This window comes from Psychrobacter frigidicola (assembly GCF_007997305.1).
GTDB classification, from domain to species: Bacteria; Pseudomonadota; Gammaproteobacteria; order Pseudomonadales; family Moraxellaceae; genus Psychrobacter; species Psychrobacter frigidicola.
This window is the reverse complement of sequence record NZ_VORZ01000001.1, coordinates 889,638-915,260: the sequence shown is the minus strand read 5'-3', so window position 1 is coordinate 915,260 and position 25,623 is coordinate 889,638. Positions and strand designations below refer to the sequence as shown.

Sequence of the window (25,623 nt, the reverse complement as noted above, 5' to 3'; positions counted from 1 at the left end):
GCATAAAAAAATCCCCCTATCTATGACAGATAGAGGGAAGGAGAACTGTTAAAACTAATATACTCTTCAATAGCTTCTGAATTAAGCGGCTTTATTATTATAACCGATTGAGCGGAACGCTATTTTCAAATTGTCATTATGTTCATGGATTTTCTGTTCAATCTTGGCATATTCATGCTTGAGATTGTCATCAACTTCATGCAAACGGTCTGCAAATTCAGTCTTTTTCATCTCAATCGCTTTGGCTTTTAGCGCTTGCCATTCTTCAACGGTTTGCGTGAAGGCATCAAATTCAAACTTGATACGATCTTGGAAGCTTTGCATTGCGTGAGGAATATCGAGTCCATGTGATTTTACGGTATCAATTTGCTGTTGCGCTTGTTTGAACTGCATTTGTACTTCAGCATGCTTGATAGTTGTATCATCAACGGTACGCAGCTCAGTAGTTAAGCCTACTTTTGATAGACCAGCAATCAGCCATTTAGTAGGATCATATTGCCACCATTTCACACCATTACGATAGTCATATTGGAAGAAGTGATGATAGTTATGATAACCCTCGCCCCATGTAAACAGTGCTAAGAAGAAATTATCCCGAGCAGTATTAGTATCTGTATAAGGACGTGTGCCTGTGATATGACATAACGAGTTAATGAAGAAAGTAAAGTGATGGGTCAACACTAGACGTAACAGTCCAGCAAGTACCAAGGTACCCCACACATCTCCGACCAACCAACCAACTGCGGCTACTAAGCCAACGTTCGCTGCTAAGATCCAAATACCATAATATTTATGCTGAATTTGTAGCACTCTATCTTTAGTCAAATCAGGGATGTTTTTATAATCAAACTTACCACTTGGGTAGTTGCGTAGCATCCAACCAACATGACTGAACCAAAAACCGCGCTTCGCTGAATACGGATCATCCAAACGGTCATCGACATGACGGTGATGACTACGGTGACCAGAAACCCAGTCAAAGGCTGACCCTTGTACCGCTAGAGTTGAGCCCAGCAACAAAAAGTTTTTAACAATTGGGTGCGCTTTATAGGAACGATGCGACAACAGACGGTGATAGCCTGCCGTTATACTGATGCCTGTCCATACCATAAAGGCACCAAATACGCCCCAAACTGGTGCGCTGACCTGATGGGTCATTAAATACCAAGGCGTAATGACAGCAGCAGCAATCGGCGTTGATATCAAGAGCGCAGCCGGTATCCAATTAATTGGTGCTTTTTTAAACTCAAGTTCACGGATATCGATAGGCTCTTTTATAGAGACAGTATCTCTATGGTTAGTAGTATCGGTAGTCGCGTTTTTTATATAGCCGCTTGTGGCGGTAGGCTGCTCATTAAGTGCTTCGTTCGTTTTGCTACTATTCGTTTCAGTAGCGTCGAACCACGTTTTAAAACGCAACGCTTGAGTGCCAGCAGTCTGTATGAGCGTGTCACCAGACTTGATAGCCAAACGTAAGCCTTTTAACGGTAAACCCATTGCTTTTTTTGCAATCATATAATATCCCTAACGGTATTAATTCAAGTGTCTATATTACCCTAAATTTAAGTGAAAGTGAACGGTTATACACTAGAAAAATCCTACTAAATAACAATAACTTGTATGAATTATAGAATAATATCTTACGAATACCCTACTAGCTATCAGGAATTGAGCAAATATGTAATTTTTACCGCTCTTGTGTTAAAGCGAGGGTTGAAAAAATGGTAACAGTCTATTGTGGAAATCATCTTCAATTTAAGAATAGTTTGATCTAAATTGACACTGAAGAACAGGTCAAACGTGTGATAGGAAGGGCAGTATTGAAAGCTTAACCATAACTCATATTTATAGTATCTGCGTTGGGATATCAGTAATAATGAAATCAACTTGCCATTTTACCAGCTGCTTTATTTCCTTAATATCATTCACGGTCCAAGCACTCATTGACAGACTGTAGCGATGGCAATTTTTAATGACTGACTTCGTGAGTAGAGGATAGTAGACGCCAAGCTGAGAGCAGCCCAGTTGTAAGGCAGTATTGGGTGCTGAGTCTAATAGCTTGGCTGTACGTACTAATAAGCCACGTGGAATAGTGGTCAATAGTTTGTTGCTTTGGAGCTTAGTGAGTAATTGCGTATCAAAACTGGTAAGCACAATAGGTAAGCTGGCAAGGGGGCTGTCGACTAAATAGCGTGTTAACGCATCGATTAATTTGTGATAATCAGTTCGACTATGGGTCTTTACTTCTAATTCAATGTGAGTGAATCGCGTTAGAGCATGTGCTTGTGAGTCTACATCTGAAGGTGCCGGGAATAAAGGAGCCAAGTGCGGCAGCCCATATAACCGATTCCGCGCCCGCTTTTGTAGCTCTGAGATGAGTTTTGAGGCAGACCACTTTGAGGCGTATAGATTTTTAAAAGAGAGGGGTAAAGCTTGCGCCAGCGTATCTAAAGTAATGATTTGATGACCTGATTGCAGATGACGTTGAATCTCCGTAAGACTGAGCTGATCAATTCGTGACTGTAACCCACACAGGCGTTGTAAGGTCTCATCATGAAACACTACCAAATGGCCGTCGGCGGTTAATTGGACGTCAAACTCAACCCCTGATAAACCGCGCGCTTGTAGATTATGAGCATGCTGAAAACCAAACAAGGTGTTTTCTGGCGCTTCACTACGTGCACCGCGATGGCCTATAAGTCGAGTGTTTTGAAGACTTATCATAAATTTCTATTATTAATAGTATCTAATTTATAAAGCAATTAATAAAATACCTAGTAATGGTTTCTAACTATTCAATTTTAACCAGTAAAGGATTGCTCGTTAAAATGTATTTATTATGCAGTGTAGCGGTTGATTGTGTCATCAAAAGTGGTATTGGCACGGTGGTTTGTTATGTTTTTGCAACCAAAGGCAATATTTAGGGGTAATGATAGGTTTTAAGGGCCTATCAACACCCTACCTTGATGACCATCTCACCCAAACCTCGTATAATGGCGTGGTTTTCCAGTCGATTGCCTTCTAGTAAGGTGATATCACTATCCAGTTTAGTCAAACGCTGTCTATAGGCAGTGGCAAGAGTCAGTAACTCGGGAGCAAGACCAGTATGAGCGCAGTAAATAGCAAAGGAATGAAATGGCAGCAAGTCGCAGGTATCGGTATGATATGCGGATTGGCTGTGGCAGGCTGTAGCCGCTCAGATAAGACCGAGACTACGGACGCAGCGGAGCAACCAGCAATTGATAATAGTACGGTCGCACCGGCTGTTAATTGTGATAACCCGTTGGTACAAGATCGCCTGAAGATAGCCCTAAAAAACCTGGTTAATCAACAAGGACAAAGGCTCGCTGTCAGTTACGCTAATGAGGCGGAAGTCAGTTTTAATGGTGGTGAGATCAGTAGTAAAGTAAATGGTATTGTCATTGATATACAAAATGCGGCTGTTTTGCAAGAAGCGAATGCCAATGGTATGACGACTTGTCAGGCCAGCGTTAGCATGACTTTGCCGAGTGAAGACTTGTATGAAGCCAGTCAAATGGACGCGGCCAACAATCAATCCAGTTTGCAAACGCGCTTGGCACAAGACAATATCCGCATCAACAATAATATGCTTATCGATGATGCCTTTACTTATGTTGCTGGTGCGCAAGGGGGTCAGGTACGAGTTCGCATTGCTGGACAGCCGGCGCTAATTACGATTGTGGCAGACATAATGGCAGGCTCAGTATTGAAATCTGCTATAGACAGTCAGCGTGTACAGGCACCACTCGAAGAACAGCCGCGTCGCCGTGAGCCTGTCCAAAGTAGCAGCCAGAACCAGCAGCCTATTCGTAAACCTAAACCAGTTACCCCATCAGCGCCTGTTAAGCCAGCTCAGCCTGTAAAGCCTACTCAGGCACCGACGATTAACCAAAGCAATAATAACCCTACTGCCGTAACGCCGACCCCTGAGAATAAAGCACCAGTCACGCCCAAAGCGCCAGCATCCGTACCCAAAGATGACAGCATTGATATGGTCATTATTGAAGATGGCAGCGCCACTTATTAATTATTAAGTGCATATTCTGTTTTTAAATTAAAAAACTATCTGGTTATTAATTTAAAACAAAACGCCCGCTACTTATAAAAGTCGCGGGCGTTTTACTTCTGAGGTTAACGTTTTAGATTACTTATTATCCGCAAGTTTTTGTAAAACTTGGCTATCCCATAACACTTCTGAAACTTTCTCAGGGTCAGTACAGAAGCGCGCTGCCACAAACAACCAATCGGATAAGCGATTTATTAAGCATACCGCCGTACTACGAATGGCTGCTGGGCGTTCCTGTTGTAATATGACCGCTTGGCGTTCGGCACGGCGGCAGACACAACGTGCCACATGCAATTGGCTGACTAAGATAGAACCAGTAGGCAGAATAAAATCTTTAAGCGGCGGTAAAGTAGTATTCATAGCGTCAATTTGCTGCTCTAACCAATCGACATGGCTGGCATGTATTGCCACATACTCTGGCATGGCAAGCTCGCCGCCGATATTAAATAACAAATGCTGAATCACTATCAATGCTTGCGTAAAATCAGCGCCTGCTGACTGACCATCCTGTTGTTGTAGGCGTTCAGGTAACGGCTGCGTATTGGCATCTGCTACGGCTTGTGCAAAGTGTGCCCGTACCAGTCCGATATGCGAGTTAAGCTCATCGACATCACCCATCACGCTGAATAAACTATCCGCTTTGCTGACTCGGCTCCCATCAGCCATACCTGTGCTGCCATCATCTCCAGTACGGGTATATATTTTGCTTAAGCGATTGCCCATTGTTATTCCTTATTTATTTATAATTAACTATTTATCAGTACATATTTATGACTGGCGTGACCATTGTAGTATTTTAATGCTATTTTCGCTAAGATAGATTGCTATTAAAGTAGGGTAGTGGCTATAAAGCGGTTAAGTTCACGCAGATAGCGTCTGATTGACGGTGTTATAGCAAATTGCTGATACTTTACTTCTTATTGTTATTTATACTATTTTCACTTACAAGGCTATTTTATGATGACCACACCTCTTGCCGATGCCATGTCGCAGCTGTCCATTTATGATTCGATGACAGGACGTAAGCAGACCTTCACACCGCTTAACGCTGGAAAAGTGGGCATGTATGTGTGCGGTATGACGGTTTATGATTATTGTCATATTGGTCACGCGCGAGTGATGGTCGCTTTTGATATGGCGGTGCGCTGGATGACTCAGCTTGGCTATGAAGTTAATTATGTGCGTAATATTACTGATATCGACGATAAAATCATTGCCCGTGCTGCAGAGAATGGTGAGGATATAGGGGCGTTAACCCAACGTTTTATTACAGCAATGCATGAAGATGCCGCGGCGCTTGGGTGCTTAACGCCCAGTGCTGAACCCCGTGCGACTGACCATATTGATGAGATGCAGCAGATGATTGAGACGCTGGTTACTGATGACTATGCTTATCCTGCTAATAATGGTGATGTCTACTATGCGGTTGATAGCTTTGCTGATTATGGAAAACTGTCCAAGCGTAATTTAGATGAGATGCAAGCGGGCTCGCGGGTCGAAGTCGAAACCGTTAAACGCAATCCTTTTGACTTTGTATTGTGGAAAGCGGCTAAAGCAAATGAGCCGCAGTGGGCATCACCTTGGGGTCAAGGCCGTCCGGGTTGGCATATTGAATGCTCGGCGATGTCGACGAAGTGCTTGGGCAACACCTTTGATATTCATGGCGGTGGTCATGACTTGCAGTTTCCGCATCATGAAAATGAGATTGCCCAATCAGAGGCTGCGACCGGCTGCCAGTACGCACGCAATTGGATGCACGTCGGCTTTATTAATGTCGATGGCGAAAAGATGTCCAAATCTTTGCATAACTTCTTTACTATTCGGGAGGTGATGGCAAAATTCCATCCTGAAACGGTACGTTATTTTCTATTGTCCAGCCATTATCGCAGTCAAGTTAACTTCTCAGATGTGGCTTTAGACGAAGCACATAATAGCCTAAGTAGGTTATATCAAGCACTAAAAATTGCCGAACAACAGCAAGGGCAAATACTAGAAGTCAATGCCATTATTGTTAATGAGGCTTATGCCAGTGCCGCAGGACAAGAGTTTATTGCGGGTATGAATGATGATTTTAATAGCTCAGCGGCGATTAGTGTGCTGTTTGGACTGGCACGTGATATCAATAAGGCCATTAAGGCAGAGGATGTGGGGAATGCATGGCAATTAGCACGGCAGCTTAAAGCATTAGCGCAAACGCTTAATATATTACAGCAGCCAGTGCAGCAGTTTCTACAAGCAGTGATAGGTGAGGAGAGCAATGATAGCTTTACCGATGCAGCTATTGACGGTTTAATTATTGAACGTGCCGATGCTAAGACCAATAAAGACTTTGCTCGTGCTGATGAGATTCGAGTGCAATTAAAAGATGCGGGTATTGAGTTAGAGGACAGTCGGACTGGCACGACGTGGCGCCGTGATTAGAGTAATGGTTTTTAAGGTTCGTATTCAATATTAAATACGAACCCTTAATCTAACACTAGTAAATTAAGTCAGCTTAAAGCTGGCTTTTTTTTGCGGACTGCTTTAGCTTAGCTGAATACTTACGCCAAGACTTTTTATGATATGAATGACCCTAATAGACACGTAGTTTGTAAAAATAACGATGATACTGATAATAGAGCTAATGCCAAGAAAACAGTAGCGACATTTTATGCCTGTCGTGTTCGCTATTTTAACCATTATTTTAATGGCGTTCTTAACAATACTAGCCATGGCGTGAAGATATTGATTGGTTTGGTCTTAATGATGGTAGGCTTGCTTTGTGTGCCTGCTAATGCGGCTACAAATGACAGTACGCAAGTTGATAACCAAAGCAATCCATCCGCGCAAATTACTGCTGAGCCGGAAAATTTAATCGATTATGCGGCGCAAAAAATTGATACTATTAAAGAAGAAGGCATCAGCGTATCTGATCTTGCCAGTGAGTTGGTAAGTCCGCTTGAGAGAAATACGGTACAGCAAGCGGGACATTTGCAAGGAGATTCAGGGCTAACAGGTGAGTATAACGAAAGCTATTATCCCTTAACTGAGCTTAACAGCGGTTTGCCGCCATTATCTAAGCTCCCAAATTTAGCAACACCGCTGGCAACGTTAGAGTTCTTTCAGTCGGCAATTATGAAACAGCAGTTTGATTTAGCGGCATATGCGCTAAATATGAACTTGATTGAGAGCGAGCTACAACGCAGTCGCTCACTTGAATTGACTAAACGTCTAGATTTTTTATTAACTAAAAAAAAGCTTTATGTCTTTGATGAATTGCCTGATCGTCCTGATGGTTTGATTGAGCCGCCTATTGGTAATGATAGTAGCGTGATGGGCATTCCGAGACGCTCTATTCAGCTTGGTTATATTGACTACCGTGAGCGCCGTGTCCCTATTTATTTACAGCGCGTACGCATTGATGACAATGCGCCTCTATGGGTGTTTTCTGCACAAACAGTTGATCATATCGACAATCTTTATGAGCAATATCAACCCGCTCAGTTTGAAAGTTATTTACCTAATTGGCTGAAGCTGCGGTTTTTTGGCATTGCGTTATGGGAGTTTTTAGCATTAATTTTATTTTTCTCATTTACCCTGGGTCTCGGTTGGCTATTTAGTAAAGGCGCTGGCAAGCTGATTAATCGTTACGTGCGTGATGAAAAACCCACTTCTTACGTTGGTAGTAGTAATAGTGTGGTGGATTTGGTCAGTAAGCTGACCGTACCGCTGACATTTACCATCAGTTTTTCGCTGGTCTTTACCTTAGTGTCTGGCGGCTTTCCTTACTTAGATGCAGTAGCGACGTCAACGCAGCCGATTATTTGGATTGGCTTAGTACTGAGCGCGATGTGGCTTGGCATTCGAATTATTAATTTCTTTGCCAATCGTTATCAAGATTTACAAATTGAAAATTTAACCGAAGAACACTTCGATAAAGAACGCATCCGCCGAACCTATGTATCGATATTTCGGCGGGTATTTATTTTTGTCATGATTCTTGGCAGTATTTGGATTGGACTCAGTAAATTTACCAATATTACGGGACTGGGCACAACATTATTAACCTCAGCAGGTATCGCAGGTGCGGTCATTGGTATTGCTGCACAACCTGTCTTAGGTAATATCATTGCGGGCATGCAGGTGGCCATTACCCAACCCATTCGTATTGGCGACACGGTGATGATAGAAGAAGAGTGGACTACGATTGAGGATTTACGCTATACCTATGCGGTACTGAAAACTTGGGATGAGCGCCGATTAATTGTGCCGATGCGATATTTTATTACTGAGATTGTGGAAAACTGGTCTCATACTGAATCCCATCAGGTGTGCGTGGTGTATTTATATGTCGATTACGGCGCTGACATTGCCGCTATTCGACAGAAATATTTCGAATTGGTCAAGGCGCATGAGCTGTGGGACGGTGAAACAGAGCCTGAGATATTTACAGTATCAATCAGCGAAAGCACGATTAAGCTACGCGGCACTGTAGCGTCAGACAGTCCTTTAAATGCATGGACCCTAGAGTGTGAGGTGCGCGAGCAGATACTCAGTTATCTTTATCAGGAACAAAAACCTTATCTGCCAACTGAACGTTTCACGTTTAAAGGCAGGGATTAGTAGGTATAGATAAGTGAAAATATAATGGTTGCTGGGTGAAAGATTATTTATTATAAAAGTCGTTTTAATAGGATAGATTATGGACAGTGCTTATTTAACGGTCGACTTTAAGTATCTCTCAATAATTGTAAAATACGCTAATAAATAAATTATACGAGCGACGTGCTTATTTGTTATAATGTAGCGTTATTTTTAAGGGATAACTAAGGTATTAAGAATAGAAAGGGGTTACATTCGCATCCTTGTCCTGCTAATCAATCACCAAAGCACAGCGAAGGTCTGTATTTAGCATTCGCTGGTTGCCATACGGTTAATTTACGCACTTAAATTTAATACTTAGTCAGCTCCCACCCATCAAAATAACCACTGCTAGGGGTATGTATGTTACGTATTGTCGATGAAGCCTTCACTTTTGATGACGTTTTATTGTTACCAGCCTATTCTGAAGTCCTGCCAAAAACTGCTAATTTGTCTACTCGTTTGACTAAAAGTATCACTCTAAACCTGCCGCTGATTTCTGCCGCTATGGATACGGTCACTGAGTCTGAAATGGCGATTACGATGGCGCAGTTAGGCGGTATGGGTATCTTGCATAAAAATATGGACATCGTAAAACAAGCGATGCAAGTACGCCGCGTGAAGAAGTTCGAGGCGGGCACGGTAGTCGATCCTATTACTGTACATCCTGAGATGACCATTGGCGAGTTATTAAAGCTTACTCAAGATAATAATATCTCAGGTGTCCCTGTCGTTGAGAAGGGCACTGATAAAGTTGTTGGTATTGTTACCCATCGTGATTGGCGTTTTGAGACTAATTTATCACTGCCGGTCAGTCATATTATGACGCCAAAAGAGCAACTGGTTACTGTCCATGAAGGGGAAAGTAACGCAACTATTAAAAAGCTGTTACATGAACACCGTATTGAAAAAGTGATTGTCATTAATGATGACTTTCGTTTGCGTGGTCTCATTACAGTGAATGACTTTACCAAAGCCGAAAATAATCCGAATGCTTGTAAAGATGAGCAAGGTCGCTTGCGTGTAGGCGCTGCAGTCGGTACGGGCGCAGATACCCAAGCACGTGTTGAGGCTTTGATTGCTGCTGACGTCGACGTTATTATCGTTGATACTGCACATGGTCATTCACGTGGCGTTATTGATAAGGTGGCTTGGATCAAAAAAACTTTCCCGCATATCCAAGTTATTGGTGGTAATATCGCGACGGGTGATGCGGCTAAAGCTTTACGTGACGCTGGCGCGGATGCCGTAAAAGTCGGTATTGGCCCTGGCTCTATCTGTACGACTCGTATTATTGCTGGTATTGGTGTGCCGCAAATATCCGCTATCGATAGCGTTGCCAGCGCCCTACAGGACAGCATTCCATTAATTGCGGATGGCGGTATTCGCTATTCAGGGGATATGGCAAAAGCCATTGCCGCTGGTGCTTCGTGCATTATGGTCGGCTCATTAATGGCCGGTACTGAAGAGGCGCCAGGTGAAGTCGAATTATTCCAAGGTCGTTACTATAAAGCCTATCGAGGCATGGGTAGCTTAGGGGCCATGTCGGGCGAAAATGGTTCGTCGGATCGATACTTTCAAGACGCTAAAGAAGGAGTTGAGAAGCTCGTTCCAGAAGGCATTGAAGGTCGTGTTCCTTATAAAGGGCCTGTGGCCGGTATCGTTAATCAATTGGTTGGCGGCTTACGCTCATCAATGGGTTATACGGGTTGCGCGACCATCGAAGAGATGCGTAGCAAACCACAGTTTATTCGTGTTACCTCAGCGGGCATGAAAGAGTCGCATGTTCATGATGTACAAATTACTAAAGAAGCACCGAATTACCGAGTTGACTAAAAATGGGCATGTAAACTGAAAGACATACTGAAACTATAGGGTTAATAAATTGTCATGAGTTTTTGAGTATATGACCTGTATATAGAACCTATAAAAAGTAATTAACAGCACGCTAATGACATCAAGATACATACAGTCAACAATGCTTGTTCGTTGTTGGCTGTTTTTTTTGTAAAATAAGACAATAATAGACTACTTTGCATAAGTGCAACTCTGGCCTTTTATTTCTAGCAGCTAGCGTTTAATATTTGATATTAGCATAAGGATATAATTTATAATGAGCTACTTTGGTACGGATGGTATACGCGGTAAATTTGGCAAAATGCCTATTACGCCTGATTTTATCTTGAAGTTAGGTTATGTGACTGGGCGCGTTTTGATAGAAAATAATGACAATCCTGAGCGTAAGCCTAGTGTGGTTATTGGGAAAGACACGCGTCTATCAGGTTATGTAATCGAAGGTGCTCTGCAGGCTGGTTTTAATGCGGCAGGCGTTGATGTGCATATGCTAGGCCCCCTGCCGACACCGGCTATTGCTCATTTGACCCGCAGCTTTAATGCCGATGCCGGTGTTGTGATTTCCGCATCGCACAATCCTTATTATGATAATGGTATCAAGCTTTTCTCAGGCGATGGTAAAAAACTGACCGATGAGATGCAAAATGCGATTAGTCAGAAGATGAAAGACATCATGACTATCGCGAATGCAGATGATGACTTAATGATGCCAATACTTGATCCGGCAAAATTGGGCAAAAATCATCGTATTGATGATGCTAAAGGCCGCTATATTGAATTCTGTAAGGGCAGCTTTCCGTATCAATATGATTTAAGTCATTTAACGGTAGTGGTCGATTGTGCCAATGGTGCCGGCTACAGTGTCGCGCCGCGCGTACTACGCGAGCTTGGAGCCAATGTAATTGCCATCAATAATACCCCTGACGGCATCAATATTAATGAAAACTGTGGCTCTACTCATCCTGAAGGGTTGCAAAAAGCCGTACTAGAACATGAAGCCGATGTTGGGATTGCTTTAGATGGTGATGGCGACCGTATCGTTATGGTCAATGAAGCTGGAGAGTTGGTCGATGGTGATGGCATCCTTTATGTACTGGCCACCCAAGGGCAAACACCCGTTGCCGGTGTTGCTGGTACGCTAATGACCAATATGGGCTTAGAGCTGGCGTTAAAAGCTGCTAATATTGCATTTACTCGTGCAAAAGTCGGTGACCGCTATGTCATGCAAGAGTTGGATGCCAACGGTTGGATATTAGGCGGTGAACCTTCAGGACATATTCTATGTCTTGATAAAAGCCGCACGGGCGATGCTATTATTGCAGCTTTGCAAGTACTAGCCGTCATGCAATCACAAGGTAAAGCGTTAAGCGAGCTAACCGCAGGTTTTGAAGTGTTACCGCAAAAACTGGTCAATGTACGCTTAGCAAAAATGCAAGACCCTTTTGAACATGAAGAACTGGTTACTGCCTTTGATAAAGCGCGCGCAACTTTAGAAGGCCGTGGCCGTTTATTGATTCGTCAATCAGGTACTGAGCCGATGATTCGGGTCATGGTTGAGTCGGATGATGAGATAGAGTGCGATGTGATGGCCAATGATTTGGCAAAACATATCCAAGCGGTATTGGGTTAGTAACTTGCTTTAATATCAAAAAGCAAAAATAGTAAGCAAAATAATAATATTAATAACAAGGACTAATTATGAACATGGATTTTACCGATCAACGCTTATCATATGAAAAAGGCAGCCTTGACCAGCAGTCAGTACCCGCATCACCGTTTGAATTGCTAAAAGGCTGGATTGGTGAAGCAACCGAGCAACAAGTTCAAGAGCCTTATGCCATGAGCCTAGCCACTTGCGGCGCGGATAATAAGCCAAGTGTGCGTATCGTTCTGCTGCGTGAAGTCACCGAAACCGGTATCGTTTTTTATACCAATTACGAAAGTGCTAAAGGCCAAGACATCGCCGAGAACCCCAATGCGGAAGTGTTGTTCTTTTGGCATGAGCTTGAACGTCAAATCCGTATTAGCGGGAGTATCGCTAAAATAGATGCCGATAAATCTGCTGCCTATTTCCAAAAACGTCCGCATGACAGTCAAGTTGGTGCTTGGGTCAGCCAACCGCAAAGTGGCGAAGTTGCCAACCGCGAAGTTATGGAAAAAACTTTTAACCAACTGCAAACCGAGTTTCCAGAAAATACAGCAGTGCCCACCCCAGAATTTTGGGGTGGCTATGAAATCACAGTGAATGAGATTGAGTTTTGGCAGGGTCGCGCTAACCGTATGCATGACCGCATTGTATATAGCCGTGATTGTGACAGCAGTGAGAGTGCAGTAAGTTGGCACACTAAGCGTTTACTTCCTTAAGCGCTGGTTACTGCACGTATTTTTAACATACATATAAGTTTAAGCAGCTAATCATTAAGTTGTCCAATAAAAAGCCACTCAAGCCGCCATATTTATTATGACGCTAAGAGTGGCTTTTTATTGGGTAGGATTATAGTGATTCCTATATAGTATAGGATATAGCGCCTTTATTTAGCTTTAGTATCCACATCGACAGAAACTGACATACCCGGACGCAGTTGGGCAAACTCAGGCTGACCTTGGTCTAAATCAATACGTACTGGAATACGCTGGGCAATTTTAATATAGTTACCAGTGGCAGGGTTGGCAGCGCCAGCACTCAGTTCGCTACCAGTTGCTGGGGATATATTACTGACACGTCCTTTGAATTTAGCCCCACCAAGCGCGTCAACGCGAATAGTTGCTGACTCACCAATCGTCATGTTCGCGACTTGTGCTTCTTTAAAGTTCGCAATAATCCAGATGCCTTTTGGCACAATATACATGAGCTGGGTGCCAGCAGTCACATATTGTCCGGTCTTGACACTTAACTGACTCAATTGTCCCGACTCAGGAGCCTTGATGATGGCATTATCCAAATTAATCTGGGCTTGCTTAGCACCCGCTTCGGCATTTTTAATATTGGCATCTAAAGACGAGCGGCTACCGCTGGTTTTCTCGCGCGCTTCACGGGCAACTTGTAGATTGGCTTCCGCTTGCTGTACGCCTGCCTGTGCTTTGGCAAGTTGTGCTTCGGCATGAGCGACTTCAGCCCTAGATACTGCGCCAATAGCAACCAGTCCTTGGTAGCGACTCACGTCTTCGCGCGCGCTATAAACACTGACTTTTGCACTATTCAAATCCGCTTCGCGCGCCTCAAATTGAGCTTGGTTTGAGCCTGTATCCTGCGCGTTACTAGAGCGGTTGGTCACGGCCACTTCAATATTTGCTTGGGCTTGCTCAAGCTGCTGCTGAAAGGTGCGATCATCTATTTTTACCAATAAATCTCCAGCTTTGACACGAGCAAAATCTTGCACGGCCACTTCAGTGACATAACCGGAGACTTGCGGGCTAATAATAGTGGTTTGCCCTTTAATAAAAGCATTGTTAGTTTGTTGCACGGTTGGCGTAAAAGGTGGCAGTTTCCATGCATATAAAATCAATGCCACGCCAATAACAATTAGCGCAATCAGTAGACCCAAATTAAAAAACGACTTCTTTTTTGGCGACCAGCCTGCAGATCCAGGGATTGGTTCAGTTGGCGGCATTGGCGTATCATCTGCCGCTGGGTTATCCTCTATATTATTGTTGTCTATGTTATCGGTGTCTAACTTAGCATCATCTGCCTTATGTAGACTAGGTGGTGTCGTTTCAGGCTCAGTTGTCACCAAATTGGTTGTTTCATTTGTAGATGTGACACGTGTGTCGGCCGGCACGTCCGCTGGGGCTTTAGCCACTTTGTTAGGTACGCTTGCATCATTTATATTACTGGGTTTTTCTTCGCTCATGATGCGCTCCTAAAAGATTTTATAGACATAATAGATAACTTTAAAAGTGTTAATTATAGGGGGATAGTGCGTATAGAATACACAATAAAAAGTGTACTATCTGCTATTTTTTACCCATCATTTCTGCTAACGCAGCGAGCTCTTTGGCAAGTGGATTGCGTTTATTATAACGATAATAAAAATAAACAATCAACAAGTACACCGTCGCGATGGTAGCGCTTACAGCCATTAAAAAGAATAAGTCATCATAAGCGGCAACGGTCGCTTGGCGCTGAACGCCTTGAAGTATCTGCGCCATCGCGGCAGGATTGTTACCGCTCATTGAGCTGACCATATCTGCATAATGCATTTGCGTACGAATCGTCGTAAAAGCTTGAATACCTGCGGCGCCTGCTAAGCCGCCAACAGTTTGTGAGATACCAAAAATCACTGAAAAGCTGATGATGTAGGCAGGCCCATTAGCGATGGCGCGAAACATGCCCTCAAACACCATCGGACCCATAAAGTAAACAGCGGCAAAAGCGATCATAAATTGACTGAGGTAAAACATAGAAGGGGCAGAATTTAATGACACGCCCGTATCAATCCAAGCGCCAATCGCAATCAAAGCAACGGCGAAAATTACGGGTCGGCGCAAATCCATCGCATTGGTTTTAAAAATACTAATTACCAATGCCAGTATGCTGGCTGCCAATATCACCGCGTAAAAGACAATCAGCTGATCATTGCCATAACCAAGATTTGCCAATAATCCTGCCGCTCCTACGCTTTGCTCAGACAGCAAAATACGCATGACGGCACCAGTAATCATGAAGGCAATAATCGTACGGCTACGCATCCAACGTACTTGTAGCATTGGATTTTTGCGATGCGTTTCAATCCATAACGCAATAGTAATAGTGACGACCGCAATAATCAGTGGGTAGCTGAGCCAAGGCGTCGTCCACCATAAGATACGCCCTTGTACTAAGAATACAGCTAACGCGGCAAGCCCACTGGCAAAAAAGGCAAAGCTGACAATATCCAGTTTCTCAAAAACCTTTTCAGTATTGCCCGGTGGCAGCTCAAGGATATTAATAAGTCCAAAGCAAATCAGTGCCAGTCCAACTTGAAATAAGAACAAACCTTCAAGTTGACCATCAACGGCGAGATAAGGCGAGATAATACGTGACAACGGAATACCAAACTGTACCAAGCCAAAGCCTAAAATCAGCCCACTAATACGCCGAGCCGTTGGCATGCCTTGTAGACAATAAAAAATAGACAGCACCGTCATGGCGCTGGCGACCACGCCACTAAAGCCACGAGCGATGAGTTCTAGATAGTAAGGTTCAATTCTAATACCCGTAGTCGCACTCAATAGATTGCTACTGACCAACCATTGCATACTGGTGGCAGCCAATAGAAAAAATAAGGTGATTTTGCTAAATAGTGACATGCCAAACTGCTGGCGTATTTTGTATAACAGCACCGTGACACAAGCATTGGTCATGTTGTAGGCGACTGATATCCAGCCACCTTCTACCGGCGTTAATCCCATTTCACCTTGGATTTGGGTGAGGTTAGCGACTAATAGACCATTTTGGAAGCTGGCCGTTAAGCCAATAAAAATGCCGATAAGTAAATAAAATACTTTCCGGCGCGTAGGATGGTCGGGCGTAGCGGGCGAGCCCAGCATAAATGGCTGTTCATGGGGCTTAAATTGGTAGTCGGTACTCATGGGCGGACAGTGATCTGTATGGAGAAAGTGAATAAAGACATGGCACAGCTCTTATATGATTGGTAGTACAAGTTGAGCTTGATATCAGTTGGTTTTATTACTGATAAGCTGAGTGCTATCAGCAATGAAATAAAAAGAAAAAAATAGCCCAAGATTTGCTTGAGCTATTTTATCACAGTTTTTAATTATCATTCGCACCTATGCAAGTGACTTATATTATTTAAGCAAGGTTGGTTTCATCGTCGTTGGCCTCTAAACGCATGGCGCGCTGATAGCTATCAAGGCTGGCAAGCTGTAGCGCGTAACGTTCAATATGAGGATAGCCCTCTAATTGCTTGCGCTGAGCGAGCATAATCAGATCAAATGACAACATAAAGTCAGCACCACTAAGTTTATCACCAACAATATATGTCTTACCCTCGACGGCACTATTTAAGTAGCTGAGTAACTTTTGCTTCTCATGACCGATATAGCCATTTAAGAATTCGTTATCAGTCACGCCTGCTTTTTTAGTAAACAGCTCAAGCAATAATGGCACCATGAGTGAGCTTTCAGCAAAATCAATCCACTGTAGATAGTGACCATAATCCGCACTTTCAGGAGCAGGGCGCAGACGTGTTGGTGCTAAGCGCTCAATTAATAATTGTGTAATTGCACCTGATTCTACAATCATTACCCCATCAATCTCAATCACAGGGGCTTTACCCAGTGGATGCACAGCAGCCTTTAAGCGGTCTGGTGCTAGATTGGTGTCAGCATCTCGTTGATAGCTAATAAGCTCGTAAGGCTCGCCTAATTCTTCTAGCAGCCATAAAATGCGCAGCGACCGAGATTGATTAAGATGATGCAGTCGAATCATGATGTTGTCCTTGCTATTAATATTTGAGCGCTATTAATCTTAAGCAAGCACTCATTAAACAACTAGCCTTTAAGCTTAGCGAGTAAGTGTTTAGCGGTGTCTTCAGATGAGGCTGGATTTTGACCGGTAATTAATAGGCCGTCTTCGACCACATAAGATTCCCAATCCCCCACTTTCTCGTAGTTGCCACCATTGGCTTTGAGCATGTCCTCTACTAAGAAAGGCACTACATCCGTCAGGCCAACACCTTCTTCTTCACTGTTGGTAAAGCCCGTGACTGTTTTACCTTTTACTAAATATTCGCCATCGATTTTGACGTTTTTAAGGGCGGCTGGAGAATGACAAACAAAAGCCACTGGCTTATCTTGTTTCACAAAATTTTCGATTAATGCGATAGAGTTTTTATCAACCGCTAAGTCCCATAACGGCCCGTGGCCACCAGGATAGAAGACGGAGTCAAAACCTTCAGCTGTAACGTCAGTGAGCTTTTTGGTATCAGCAAGGCGTGCTTGGGCGTCTGAATCTTCTTTAAAGCGCTTAGTGAATTCGGTTTGATTGTCAGCGGTGTCACTGCTAGGGTCAAGGGGCGGCTGACCACCTACAGGAGAGGCGATAGTAATGTTAACGCCGGCATCCAAAAAAGTATAATACGGTGCGGCAAATTCTTCTAGCCAAAAGCCAGTTTTCTTACCAGTATCGCCCAGTTGGTCGTGTGAGGTGAGTACCATTAGAATATTCATAATTGTTCCTGTGTATTGTTAATGAATTAAAATTGTTTATTTGAATTTATTTAACGTCAGCCACTTTTACTACGGTCTTACCGAAATTATCACCCGCTAACATACCAATAAAGGCAGTTGGCGCTTGGTCAAGACCATCGACTTGATGTTCTTTGGTTTTAACTTTGCCAGACTCAACCCATTTACTCATGGTTGTTAAGAACTCTGGGTAATGGTCGCCATATTCTTCAAAGATAATAAAGCCTTTGACGGTGAGACGTTTGCTTAGAATATTGCCCATCAGCACACTTAAGCGGTCTTTGCCGTCCGGCAATTCAGTGGCGTTATATTGTGATACTAAGCCGCATACTGGAATACGTGCATGAGCATTTAATAAGGGCAATACCGCATCAAACACTTTACCGCCAACGTTTTCATAATAGACGTCGATGCCTTTGGGGCAAGCGTCTTTCAATTGCTGGGCAAAGTCGTCAGCGGTGTGGTCGATACAAGCATCAAAACCTAGCTTATCAATGGCATAAGCACATTTTTCAGCGCCGCCAGCGATACCAACGGTATGTAGGCCAAGGTGATTAGCGACTTGGCCAACAGTCGCGCCAACAGGGCCAGTTGCCGCAGCAACCACTAAAGTTTCGCCTTTTTGTGGTTTACCAATATCAGTTAAACCCATGTAGCCAGTGAAGCCTGGCATACCAAGGACACCCAATCCATAAGAGGGGTGTGCCATATCTTTATCAAGTTTTAGCACGCCTATCCCATCACTGACGCTATAGTCCTGCCAGCCAGAGTTCGATACGACTAAGTCGCCAACCGCAAATTTGTCAATATTGGACTCGACCACTTGAGCGACCGTGCCACCAAGCATGACATCACCAACTTGTAGCGGGTCTGCATAGCTTGCGGCATCACTCATGCGTCCGCGCATATAAGGGTCGAGAGATAGATAGACGGTCCGTAATAATATCTGCTTATTGTTAGGTTTTGGAATCTCACTGGTTGCCATCTCAAAGTTGGCGGCAGTTGGCGCACCATGTGGACGGCTGGCAAGTTTAATTTGACGGTTTTGTTGTTGGTTTTGCTGTTTATCAAAGCTCATTTTAAAGCGCCTTATTTTATTTATTCGTTTATTGATTCTAAATGATAACAGCCACCCAATACTGAATAGCTGCTATTTGTTATTAATGTATAAAGAGACTAAGCGTTGCTGCTGATTGCGCGTTCTAAAATACGGCGTGAGACATCTAAGTCATTGTTGCCATGTTCGCCCAGCTTGACCATTTTATGTGCTTCTAATTGCTTAACAATCGGCTCAATCGCTGACCTATCTAAGTCAACGTCTTCTAAGCTGACCGGCAGACCAAGCTCACGGAAGAAGTTTTCAGTATAGGCAATGGCAGTTTCAATGATGGCATCGTCATCTTGTCCATTATCAGAGATGTTCCACACATTACGGGCATACTGAAGTAATTTGTCTTTCTTGCTGTCTTTTAGCTCACGCATGACCGACGGTAAGACGATAGTCAAAGTACGGGCATGGTCAATCGCATGTAATGAGGTCAACTCATGACCGATCATATGCGTCGTCCAGTCTTGTGGGACGCCAGTACCAATCAGGCCGTTAAGCGCCATGGTTGCGGTCCACATTAGGTTCTTACGCGTCTCTAAATTATCTGGATTGGCTTTTACCGCTGCGCCTTCTTCAATTAAAATTTTAAGTAAGCTCTCGGCAAAGCTGTCTTGGACTTTAGCATTAACCGGATAAGTCAGATACTGCTCCATCACATGCACAAAGGCATCCGCAACACCGTTCATTACCTGACGTTCAGGTAAAGTTAGGGTCTTAGTGGGATCTAAAATCGAAAATTTAGGATAAGTCAGCGCACTGCCAAAAGGTAGTTTTGCTTGGCGTTCGCTATAGTTAATAACGCCGCCTGAATTCATCTCAGAGCCAGTCGCTGGAATGGTCAGTACTGTGCCTAAAGTAATAGCAGAGTCAATTTTTTTGCAACCGCTGGTGAGCGCATCCCACGCTTGTTCACGTGATACCGTGCCATCTTCTTCGGTAAGTGACGATACTAAGGCGATAAATTTACTACCGTCAATCACTGAGCCACCACCGACTGCCAGTAAGAAGTCGATATTGTTTTCATTGACCATATCAGCGGCTTTTAGCAAAGTCGTGAACTCTGGATTGGCTTCAATACCACCAAACTCGAATACGTCACGATTACCATTTGCTGATAAGGCGTCTTTCACTTCATCCAAAGTACCAGTACGCTGCGCTGAGCCGCCACCATAAGTGATAAGCACACGAGCATCGGTAGGTACCAAGTCTGACAATTGTTTGATTTGATTGTCACCAAACACGATGCGTACTGGATTGTAATACTGAAAGTTATTCATAATGTTCCTAAAGTCTAATAAGTGTTAATGAGCGTTTTAAAATCGAATATGAGTTATGCAGGTCATTTGCAACTGTTGGCATTGTACATTAATTAGACCGGTCGTCTAGAACTTTATTATCAGTAGTTACAAAACTAGCGTAGAGATAAGCAGCAGAATTTTAGATTAAGGACAGTGATATAAAGATGCCTATCCGTTAATATTTTCTAATTAAAAAGGTCGGTTATATTAACAGAAAGGCGGGCGAATAGAACACTATTAACGTCCCATTTGGGTAGTGGTCATTTGCCAAACTTCTGCTAAAGGAGTATTGGTTTGGCTAATTTTGGCGACTAAGCTGGCACCAAGCCATGCAAAATACCAACGTTTTGCCATACTCTCGGCAGCGACATTATCAGGATGCGGTACTGAGTTATCTACCCAACCCGCTTTAATTTGTTCAGCAAGCCAAGTAATGGTCTGCTGGTAGCCGGCATGCAGTACCTTACGCATAGGTTCCGACATATCAGCAACTTCAGCACTTAACTTAACCACCAAACATTTTTCATGGTCACAGCCGTTTTGCTGAGTGTCGTACCAGTTTTGAAAGTAGTCATAGAGCTTTTGCTGGGCGTTAATGTCTCTGGCACTAATGTTATCGAGGCGATGCTTATAGTTGATAAAATAATGCTGAATGATAGCTTCACCAAAGGCTTCCTTAGAGGCAAAGTAATGATAAAAAGAGCCTTTAGGAATACCAGCAGTGTCTAGTATTTGCTTGATACCAACAGCAGTAAAGCCTTTTTGGGCAATCAGTTGATAGCCAATGGCTAACAAATGAGCCTTAGTATCTGAAATAGGAGCATTCATTTTGGCAGAAGCAGTAGCTAAAGTAGTGATATCTATTGGAGTGGGGGTAGTAGCAGACATAAAGGTTATGTTCTCCTTAGGGTATTATTTTAATAGAGTGTGTTTTATATAGTGTGTTTTGATGGGATTGTATTGAGCGTAGTTTAATTGTGCAAATACATTCAGTTATGGTTATCAATTGAGTTCGTCAGCTAACTGCACCGGTTAAATGACTAAACAAATAAAAAGTTACGTTTTTTCAACAAAGTTTAATACTAAGAAGGTCTTGTTTTAGGTGTGTCTATGGTAGCATTAGACCAGTCGTCTAGCAAGGTAGCTTTTTAATAAGATAAGTTTTTAAATACTAGACTATCAGTCAGTACATATAGCAATTAACTATAAACCCTAAACCTCGAATAAAGACGTCACGGTAAATAAGCTCAAAACCGAATGATGAATACTAATATAAATATTAATAAGGACAGTTATGACTACCAATAATACGAATTCGAACGCCTATAGCGACTTCCATTTGCAATATATCGCAGGTGAATGGCAAAGCGGTAAAGATGATAGTGTTAACACAGACACCAATCCTTATAACGGCGATACCATAGTAGAGATTAAACAAGCTACCAAAGATCAGCTTGATGAAGCTTATCAAGCAGCAACCAAAGCACAGGTTGAGTGGGCACAACAAACCCCAGCAGAACGGGCGAACGTACTCTATAGAGCCGTTAATATCTTCGATCAGCGTCAAGATGAAATCGTTGACTGGTTAATTAAAGAGTCGGGCAGCACGCGCATTAAAGCGATGGTCGAATTTGGGAGTGCTCGTGCAATTACTCTTGAAGCAGCCACCTTTCCCAGTCGTGTACACGGTGAGATTCGTCCCTCTAATACCCCTGGTAAAGAAAACTTTATTTATCGTGAGCCACTGGGCGTTATCGCCGTCATTAGTCCATGGAATTTTCCGCTACATTTAACCGAGCGCTCGATTGCACCGGCACTAGCACTTGGGAATGCAGTCGTGCTTAAGCCTGCTAGCGACACACCTATTACTGGTGGTTTGCTATTAGCAAAAATATTTGAAGAAGCAGGCCTGCCAAAAGGACTGCTCAACGTGATTATTGGTGCCGGGAGTGAGATAGGCGATGCGATTGTCACCCATGATATTCCTTCATTAGTATCCTTTACTGGCTCAAGCTCAGTAGGCAAGCACATCGGCGAGCTGGCCAATGGTGGCGACTATATTAAGCAAGTAGCTTTAGAGTTAGGCGGTAACAGTCCGTTTGTCGTATTAAAAGATGCTGACCTCGAGCAAGCGGTCAAAGCGGCGGCCTTTGGTAAGTTCTTACATCAAGGCCAAATTTGCATTGCGATTAACCGTATTATTGTCGAAGATGACATTTATGATGATTTCGTAGAGCGCTTCCTTGCTCACGTGAAGACTTTGAACGTTGGTGATCCTAGCAAAGAGGACACCGCTGTTGGTCCTATTATCAATGAAAAACAAGTGAAGTCGTTAAAAGATAAAATCGCCACTGCGCAAGAGGAAGGCGCAAAAATGATTTTAAGTGGTGAGATTAAAGGTCAAGTGGTACCGCCGCATATCTTTACGGAAGTCACTCGTGAGATGGATTTGTCACGTAATGAAGTATTTGGACCCTTGGTCGGCATTATTCGTGCTAAAGATGAGGCTGATGCTTTAAGCATTGCTAATGATTCTATGTATGGTTTGTCGAGTGCCGTATTTACCAAAGATATGGCAACAGGTCTACGCTTCGCTCGTGGTATTAAAGCGGGCATGACTCATATTAATGACATCTCAGTCAATGATGACAGTAATGCACCCTTTGGTGGTGAGAAAAACTCGGGTATCGGGCGCTTTAATGGCGAATGGGTACTCGAAGAGTTTACTACTGTGCATTGGATTTCAGTGCAGCATACGCCGCGTGACTATCCGTTTTAAACGCAGCCTTTTTAAAGGTTTTTGATTGAATTTTAGTTTAAAAAAAGACTGCCATTAGGCGGTCTTTTTTTATGGGGTATTTGCAGGTAGGGTTACTTAATATGAAAGCCTAACAAGCCCTGTATCTCTTCCATACTCATATGTCTAACGAGAGCCTGCTCTTCTACCGATAAGCGGTTGGTGTGCTCTTTTATCATCGTATGGATACTGCGAGCGACCTCAGAGGTCGTTGCATAATACATTTGCGGCTGTTCTTGGGTAAGTTTTATCAAAAATTTATCAATAATTTTACGCTTATGAATCGCAGCATGTTCTTCGGTCATAGTATTCTCCTAGGTGTGAACCATTTAAGCAGTCAGTTTAACGATAGTCAATGCTCATGGTTAGAATAACGATGATAATGGCTATAAGGAAGCCTATGATAAATGCTAAAGTTGACTGTTTAACCTGTGTCATACGGTATATGATATTTTAAACTACTTTACTTCAAATTATTAAGTTTGGGCTTAGGTATTCATCTATTGCGTTTAATTATTTTGGAATTACTTATATGTTAAGCCAGCCAGCAGATAACTATTCAGATAAGTCAGCAGATAAAAAAGTTTCTTTGGTATTATTTCACAACGATTTGCGGATAGATGACAATGCTACTTTGTTAAAGGCAGCAACCCTAGCTAGCGCTAATAACGGGCGGTTATTGTGTGTTTATGCACAAGATTTAGCAGATACGCTTGCCGATAAAAAAAAGGGTCAGGATTATAGCTTCAAGCAGATGGGTGCTGCACGTCAACAGTTTCTATATGAGAGCTTAGCTGATTTAGATAAGTCGCTACAAGGTCTTGGTAATCGATTGCTGTTCTTAACAGCAAAAGCAGAGACTTTGCTAGAAGACTCAGCAGCAGAATCAGATACCTTTGCGCAGCTATGCCAACTTATTGAGCAACAAGCGGTCACTGACATCTGTGTCAGTCAAACAGCAGACTATAATCAAAATCAAGCTTATACGATTTTGCAAAATAAATATCCACAGATAAGCTGGCATGTTCAGTCAATCAATACTTTATTTATGACTTTACCCACTGAAGAGTTACCCAAAAGTTTTACGCAGTTTCGTAAAAAAGTAGAAACTAATCACGATTTATTAAAGGCAGAAAGTGATTTTGAGATTTGTCCAACATCAAAAGTGTTACCGCCCATGCCGGATGCGATGATAAATAGCATGGCCAATAGTGATAAGTATTTTTCTGCAAACCAAAAAATCGCTGAAAAAGCGCAGCAAGAACCTGATTTTAAAGGTAGCAAAACATTTAAAGGCGGCGAAACAAACGCTTTCCGTCATTTAAATGAATATTTCAATTCTGATGCTCCGAGCACCTATAAAACCACTCGTAATGCGCTTGATGACTGGACACACTCTACTAAATTTTCAGCTTGGCTCGCTAATGGCTCCTTATCAGTTAAAGTGCTGCTGAATCGCTTACGCCATTACGAGCGTGATGTGATGGCTAATGAATCCACTTATTGGATATGGTTTGAGCTACTGTGGCGCGAGTATTTTTATTGGTATGCACTCAATCACCAGCAACAGCTGTTTTGGTTCAAGGGGATTGCTCAGCATGAGCCAACGACTTGCTTTGATAAAATACGTCTAGAGCAATGGCAAAATGGCGCAACATCTTACCCTATCGTCAATGCTTGTATGCATCAGTTAACGCAAACAGGCTACATGTCCAATCGTGGTAGACAGTTGGTTGCCAGCTGCTTTATTCATGAGCTGGGTTTGGACTGGCGTTATGGTGCCAGCTATTTTGAGCAGCATCTTATCGATTATGACGTCGGTAGTAACTGGGGCAATTGGCAATATCTTGCCGGAGTGGGGGCAGATCCAAGAGGGTGTAGGCAGTTTAATCTCAGCAAGCAAACCCAACAATATGACCCCAAAGGTGAGTTTATTAAAAAATGGCAAGGTAATAAAACTGATTAATATGGTTAGATAGTTTTAAATAAAACGGATAAAAACAAGCCAGCTTTAATAAAATGCACATAACCCTACAAATGAACATGACATTATGAAAAAACCAAGTCCCTATTTAACCTTTGCCGGTGCTATTCCGTTCGTACTTTGCGCTATTTTGATTACTATGAACGTTGATGCCATAAGAGTCTTAGGGAAAACTGAGTATGTGCTCTCCATTTATGGCTTAGTAATAGCTTCATTTATGGCAGGCGCACACTGGGGTAATCATCTGGGCTTAGCTGATGACAATATTTGGGCGGTCAAGCTGCCCATATTTAGCAATATCATCGCGCTTGCACTTTGGTTAGGGTTTCTAAGCTTATCAGCCGTTGGATTTATCTGGCTACTGGTCGTTGGTTTTATTGCTATGCTAGTGATTGACTATGGCCTGTATCAGGCAAGTATTATCAGTCCTGATTATTTTAAAGTGAGAAAGTATGTGACCTTGATAGTGGTTGTTTCACTGGTTATTGTAGGGCTTCAGTTGTAGGTAATTTTTTTGTTAATAATAGGAATAATATATAATAAGTCTGGCGCAAGGCTTTTCTAAATAGATTATTGCTAGGCATAGTTGTGAGGTGGGTGCTTACTTGTATGGTGAGAATAGCGTAAACAAGAAATGAAAAATCTGTAATTGTACTAGACGCTAACGACATAGAGTTACTTAAAACT

General features: G+C 42.9%; 20 protein-coding genes. 9 read left to right on the top strand and 11 right to left on the bottom strand.

Features of this window, described 5'->3' with window-relative positions; genetic code table 11:
- Positions 1-81 precede the first annotated feature (81 nt).
- Together ES754_RS03740 and ES754_RS03735 are read right to left on the bottom strand one after the other, a co-directional pair.
- Positions 82-1,515: an acyl-CoA desaturase gene (locus tag ES754_RS03740; protein ID WP_147222170.1), complete on the bottom strand. Its 1,434-nt coding sequence runs from the start codon at positions 1,513-1,515 to the stop codon at positions 82-84.
- A 330-nt stretch (positions 1,516-1,845) separates the two neighbouring features.
- Entirely contained in the window at positions 1,846-2,724 is an 879-nt protein-coding gene (locus ES754_RS03735) for a glycerophosphodiester phosphodiesterase (RefSeq protein WP_147222169.1), read from the bottom strand.
- Between the two features lie 382 nt (positions 2,725-3,106).
- Here ES754_RS03735 and ES754_RS03730 point away from each other — a divergent pair, with 382 nt between their 5' ends.
- Complete coding sequence (locus ES754_RS03730; protein ID WP_147222167.1) at positions 3,107-4,048, top strand: hypothetical protein; 942 nt, start codon at positions 3,107-3,109, stop codon at positions 4,046-4,048.
- 117 nt (positions 4,049-4,165) lie between these two features.
- On the opposite strand, the gene ES754_RS03725 is transcribed toward ES754_RS03730, so the two are convergent.
- Positions 4,166-4,810 carry a cob(I)yrinic acid a,c-diamide adenosyltransferase gene (locus ES754_RS03725; protein ID WP_147222165.1) on the bottom strand — a complete coding sequence of 215 codons (645 nt, stop codon included), beginning with the start codon at positions 4,808-4,810 and terminating at the stop codon, positions 4,166-4,168.
- 237 nt (positions 4,811-5,047) lie between these two features.
- On the opposite strand from ES754_RS03725, the gene cysS reads away from it, so the two are divergent.
- From cysS to pdxH, 5 genes are all read left to right on the top strand, one after another.
- Positions 5,048-6,508 (top strand): cysteine--tRNA ligase, encoded by a 1,461-nt coding sequence (gene cysS, locus ES754_RS03720; RefSeq protein WP_147223267.1) that lies wholly within the window; start codon positions 5,048-5,050, stop codon positions 6,506-6,508.
- Positions 6,509-6,649: 141 nt separating this feature from the next.
- Entirely contained in the window at positions 6,650-8,689 is a 2,040-nt protein-coding gene (locus ES754_RS03715) for a mechanosensitive ion channel family protein (protein WP_227677710.1), read from the top strand.
- A 381-nt stretch (positions 8,690-9,070) separates the two neighbouring features.
- A complete protein-coding gene (guaB, locus tag ES754_RS03710) occupies positions 9,071-10,543 on the top strand; it encodes an IMP dehydrogenase (protein WP_147222163.1) in 1,473 nt (490 codons plus the stop codon).
- A 277-nt stretch (positions 10,544-10,820) separates the two neighbouring features.
- A complete protein-coding gene (gene glmM / locus ES754_RS03705; RefSeq protein ID WP_147222161.1) occupies positions 10,821-12,191 on the top strand; it encodes a phosphoglucosamine mutase in 1,371 nt (456 codons plus the stop codon).
- Between the two features lie 74 nt (positions 12,192-12,265).
- Positions 12,266-12,925, top strand: a complete 660-nt coding sequence (gene pdxH / locus ES754_RS03700; RefSeq protein ID WP_201538824.1) for a pyridoxamine 5'-phosphate oxidase — start codon at positions 12,266-12,268, stop codon at positions 12,923-12,925.
- A gap of 167 nt (positions 12,926-13,092) precedes the next feature.
- Here pdxH and ES754_RS03695 read toward each other — a convergent pair whose 3' ends face one another.
- The 7 genes from ES754_RS03695 to ES754_RS03665 form a co-directional block, all read right to left on the bottom strand.
- Positions 13,093-14,412 (bottom strand): HlyD family secretion protein, encoded by a 1,320-nt coding sequence (locus ES754_RS03695; RefSeq protein WP_147222157.1) that lies wholly within the window; start codon positions 14,410-14,412, stop codon positions 13,093-13,095.
- Between the two features lie 103 nt (positions 14,413-14,515).
- Positions 14,516-16,132, bottom strand: a complete 1,617-nt coding sequence (locus tag ES754_RS03690; protein WP_147222155.1) for an efflux MFS transporter permease — start codon at positions 16,130-16,132, stop codon at positions 14,516-14,518.
- Positions 16,133-16,352: 220 nt separating this feature from the next.
- Entirely contained in the window at positions 16,353-16,991 is a 639-nt protein-coding gene (locus tag ES754_RS03685; protein ID WP_147222154.1) for a glutathione S-transferase family protein, read from the bottom strand.
- A gap of 62 nt (positions 16,992-17,053) precedes the next feature.
- On the bottom strand, positions 17,054-17,731 hold the full coding sequence (locus ES754_RS03680; protein WP_147222152.1) for a type 1 glutamine amidotransferase domain-containing protein: 678 nt from the start codon (positions 17,729-17,731) through the stop codon (positions 17,054-17,056).
- Between the two features lie 46 nt (positions 17,732-17,777).
- A complete protein-coding gene (locus tag ES754_RS03675; protein ID WP_147222150.1) occupies positions 17,778-18,827 on the bottom strand; it encodes an NADP-dependent oxidoreductase in 1,050 nt (349 codons plus the stop codon).
- 98 nt (positions 18,828-18,925) lie between these two features.
- Positions 18,926-20,134 carry an iron-containing alcohol dehydrogenase gene (locus ES754_RS03670; protein WP_147222148.1) on the bottom strand — a complete coding sequence of 403 codons (1,209 nt, stop codon included), beginning with the start codon at positions 20,132-20,134 and terminating at the stop codon, positions 18,926-18,928.
- A 258-nt stretch (positions 20,135-20,392) separates the two neighbouring features.
- On the bottom strand, positions 20,393-20,983 hold the full coding sequence (locus ES754_RS03665) for a TetR/AcrR family transcriptional regulator (protein ID WP_147223263.1): 591 nt from the start codon (positions 20,981-20,983) through the stop codon (positions 20,393-20,395).
- 466 nt (positions 20,984-21,449) lie between these two features.
- Between ES754_RS03665 and ES754_RS03660 the strand changes: the two genes are divergently transcribed.
- A complete protein-coding gene (locus tag ES754_RS03660; RefSeq protein WP_147222147.1) occupies positions 21,450-22,934 on the top strand; it encodes an aldehyde dehydrogenase family protein in 1,485 nt (494 codons plus the stop codon).
- Between the two features lie 92 nt (positions 22,935-23,026).
- Here the strand turns inward: ES754_RS03660 and ES754_RS03655 are convergent, their stop codons facing one another.
- Positions 23,027-23,257: a hypothetical protein gene (locus tag ES754_RS03655; protein ID WP_147222145.1), complete on the bottom strand. Its 231-nt coding sequence runs from the start codon at positions 23,255-23,257 to the stop codon at positions 23,027-23,029.
- A 227-nt stretch (positions 23,258-23,484) separates the two neighbouring features.
- Between ES754_RS03655 and ES754_RS03650 the strand changes: the two genes are divergently transcribed.
- Positions 23,485-24,918 (top strand): DASH family cryptochrome, encoded by a 1,434-nt coding sequence (locus ES754_RS03650; protein ID WP_147222143.1) that lies wholly within the window; start codon positions 23,485-23,487, stop codon positions 24,916-24,918.
- Between the two features lie 85 nt (positions 24,919-25,003).
- A complete protein-coding gene (locus tag ES754_RS03645) occupies positions 25,004-25,441 on the top strand; it encodes a DUF3429 domain-containing protein (protein ID WP_147222141.1) in 438 nt (145 codons plus the stop codon).
- Positions 25,442-25,623: the final 182 nt, after the last annotated feature.

Excerpts from the sequence above, each read along its gene's own strand:
- ES754_RS03730 (WP_147222167.1), top strand. The coding sequence starts at position 3,107 with ATGAGCGCAGTAAATAGCAAAGGAATGAAATGGCAGCAAGTCGCAGGT.
- ES754_RS03670 (WP_147222148.1), bottom strand. The coding sequence starts at position 20,134 with ATGAATAACTTTCAGTATTACAATCCAGTACGCATCGTGTTTGGTGAC.
- pdxH (WP_201538824.1), top strand. The coding sequence starts at position 12,266 with ATGGATTTTACCGATCAACGCTTATCATATGAAAAAGGCAGCCTTGAC.
- ES754_RS03715 (WP_227677710.1), top strand. The coding sequence starts at position 6,650 with ATGAATGACCCTAATAGACACGTAGTTTGTAAAAATAACGATGATACT.
- ES754_RS03665 (WP_147223263.1), bottom strand. The coding sequence starts at position 20,983 with ATGAATGCTCCTATTTCAGATACTAAGGCTCATTTGTTAGCCATTGGC.
- ES754_RS03690 (WP_147222155.1), bottom strand. The coding sequence starts at position 16,132 with ATGAGTACCGACTACCAATTTAAGCCCCATGAACAGCCATTTATGCTG.
- ES754_RS03655 (WP_147222145.1), bottom strand. The coding sequence starts at position 23,257 with ATGACCGAAGAACATGCTGCGATTCATAAGCGTAAAATTATTGATAAA.
- ES754_RS03685 (WP_147222154.1), bottom strand. The coding sequence starts at position 16,991 with ATGATTCGACTGCATCATCTTAATCAATCTCGGTCGCTGCGCATTTTA.
- ES754_RS03725 (WP_147222165.1), bottom strand. The coding sequence starts at position 4,810 with ATGGGCAATCGCTTAAGCAAAATATATACCCGTACTGGAGATGATGGC.
- ES754_RS03680 (WP_147222152.1), bottom strand. The coding sequence starts at position 17,731 with ATGAATATTCTAATGGTACTCACCTCACACGACCAACTGGGCGATACT.
- ES754_RS03675 (WP_147222150.1), bottom strand. The coding sequence starts at position 18,827 with ATGAGCTTTGATAAACAGCAAAACCAACAACAAAACCGTCAAATTAAA.
- ES754_RS03735 (WP_147222169.1), bottom strand. The coding sequence starts at position 2,724 with ATGATAAGTCTTCAAAACACTCGACTTATAGGCCATCGCGGTGCACGT.
- guaB (WP_147222163.1), top strand. The coding sequence starts at position 9,071 with ATGTTACGTATTGTCGATGAAGCCTTCACTTTTGATGACGTTTTATTG.
- ES754_RS03645 (WP_147222141.1), top strand. The coding sequence starts at position 25,004 with ATGAAAAAACCAAGTCCCTATTTAACCTTTGCCGGTGCTATTCCGTTC.
- ES754_RS03695 (WP_147222157.1), bottom strand. The coding sequence starts at position 14,412 with ATGAGCGAAGAAAAACCCAGTAATATAAATGATGCAAGCGTACCTAAC.
- ES754_RS03650 (WP_147222143.1), top strand. The coding sequence starts at position 23,485 with ATGTTAAGCCAGCCAGCAGATAACTATTCAGATAAGTCAGCAGATAAA.
- ES754_RS03660 (WP_147222147.1), top strand. The coding sequence starts at position 21,450 with ATGACTACCAATAATACGAATTCGAACGCCTATAGCGACTTCCATTTG.
- ES754_RS03740 (WP_147222170.1), bottom strand. The coding sequence starts at position 1,515 with ATGATTGCAAAAAAAGCAATGGGTTTACCGTTAAAAGGCTTACGTTTG.
- cysS (WP_147223267.1), top strand. The coding sequence starts at position 5,048 with ATGACCACACCTCTTGCCGATGCCATGTCGCAGCTGTCCATTTATGAT.
- glmM (WP_147222161.1), top strand. The coding sequence starts at position 10,821 with ATGAGCTACTTTGGTACGGATGGTATACGCGGTAAATTTGGCAAAATG.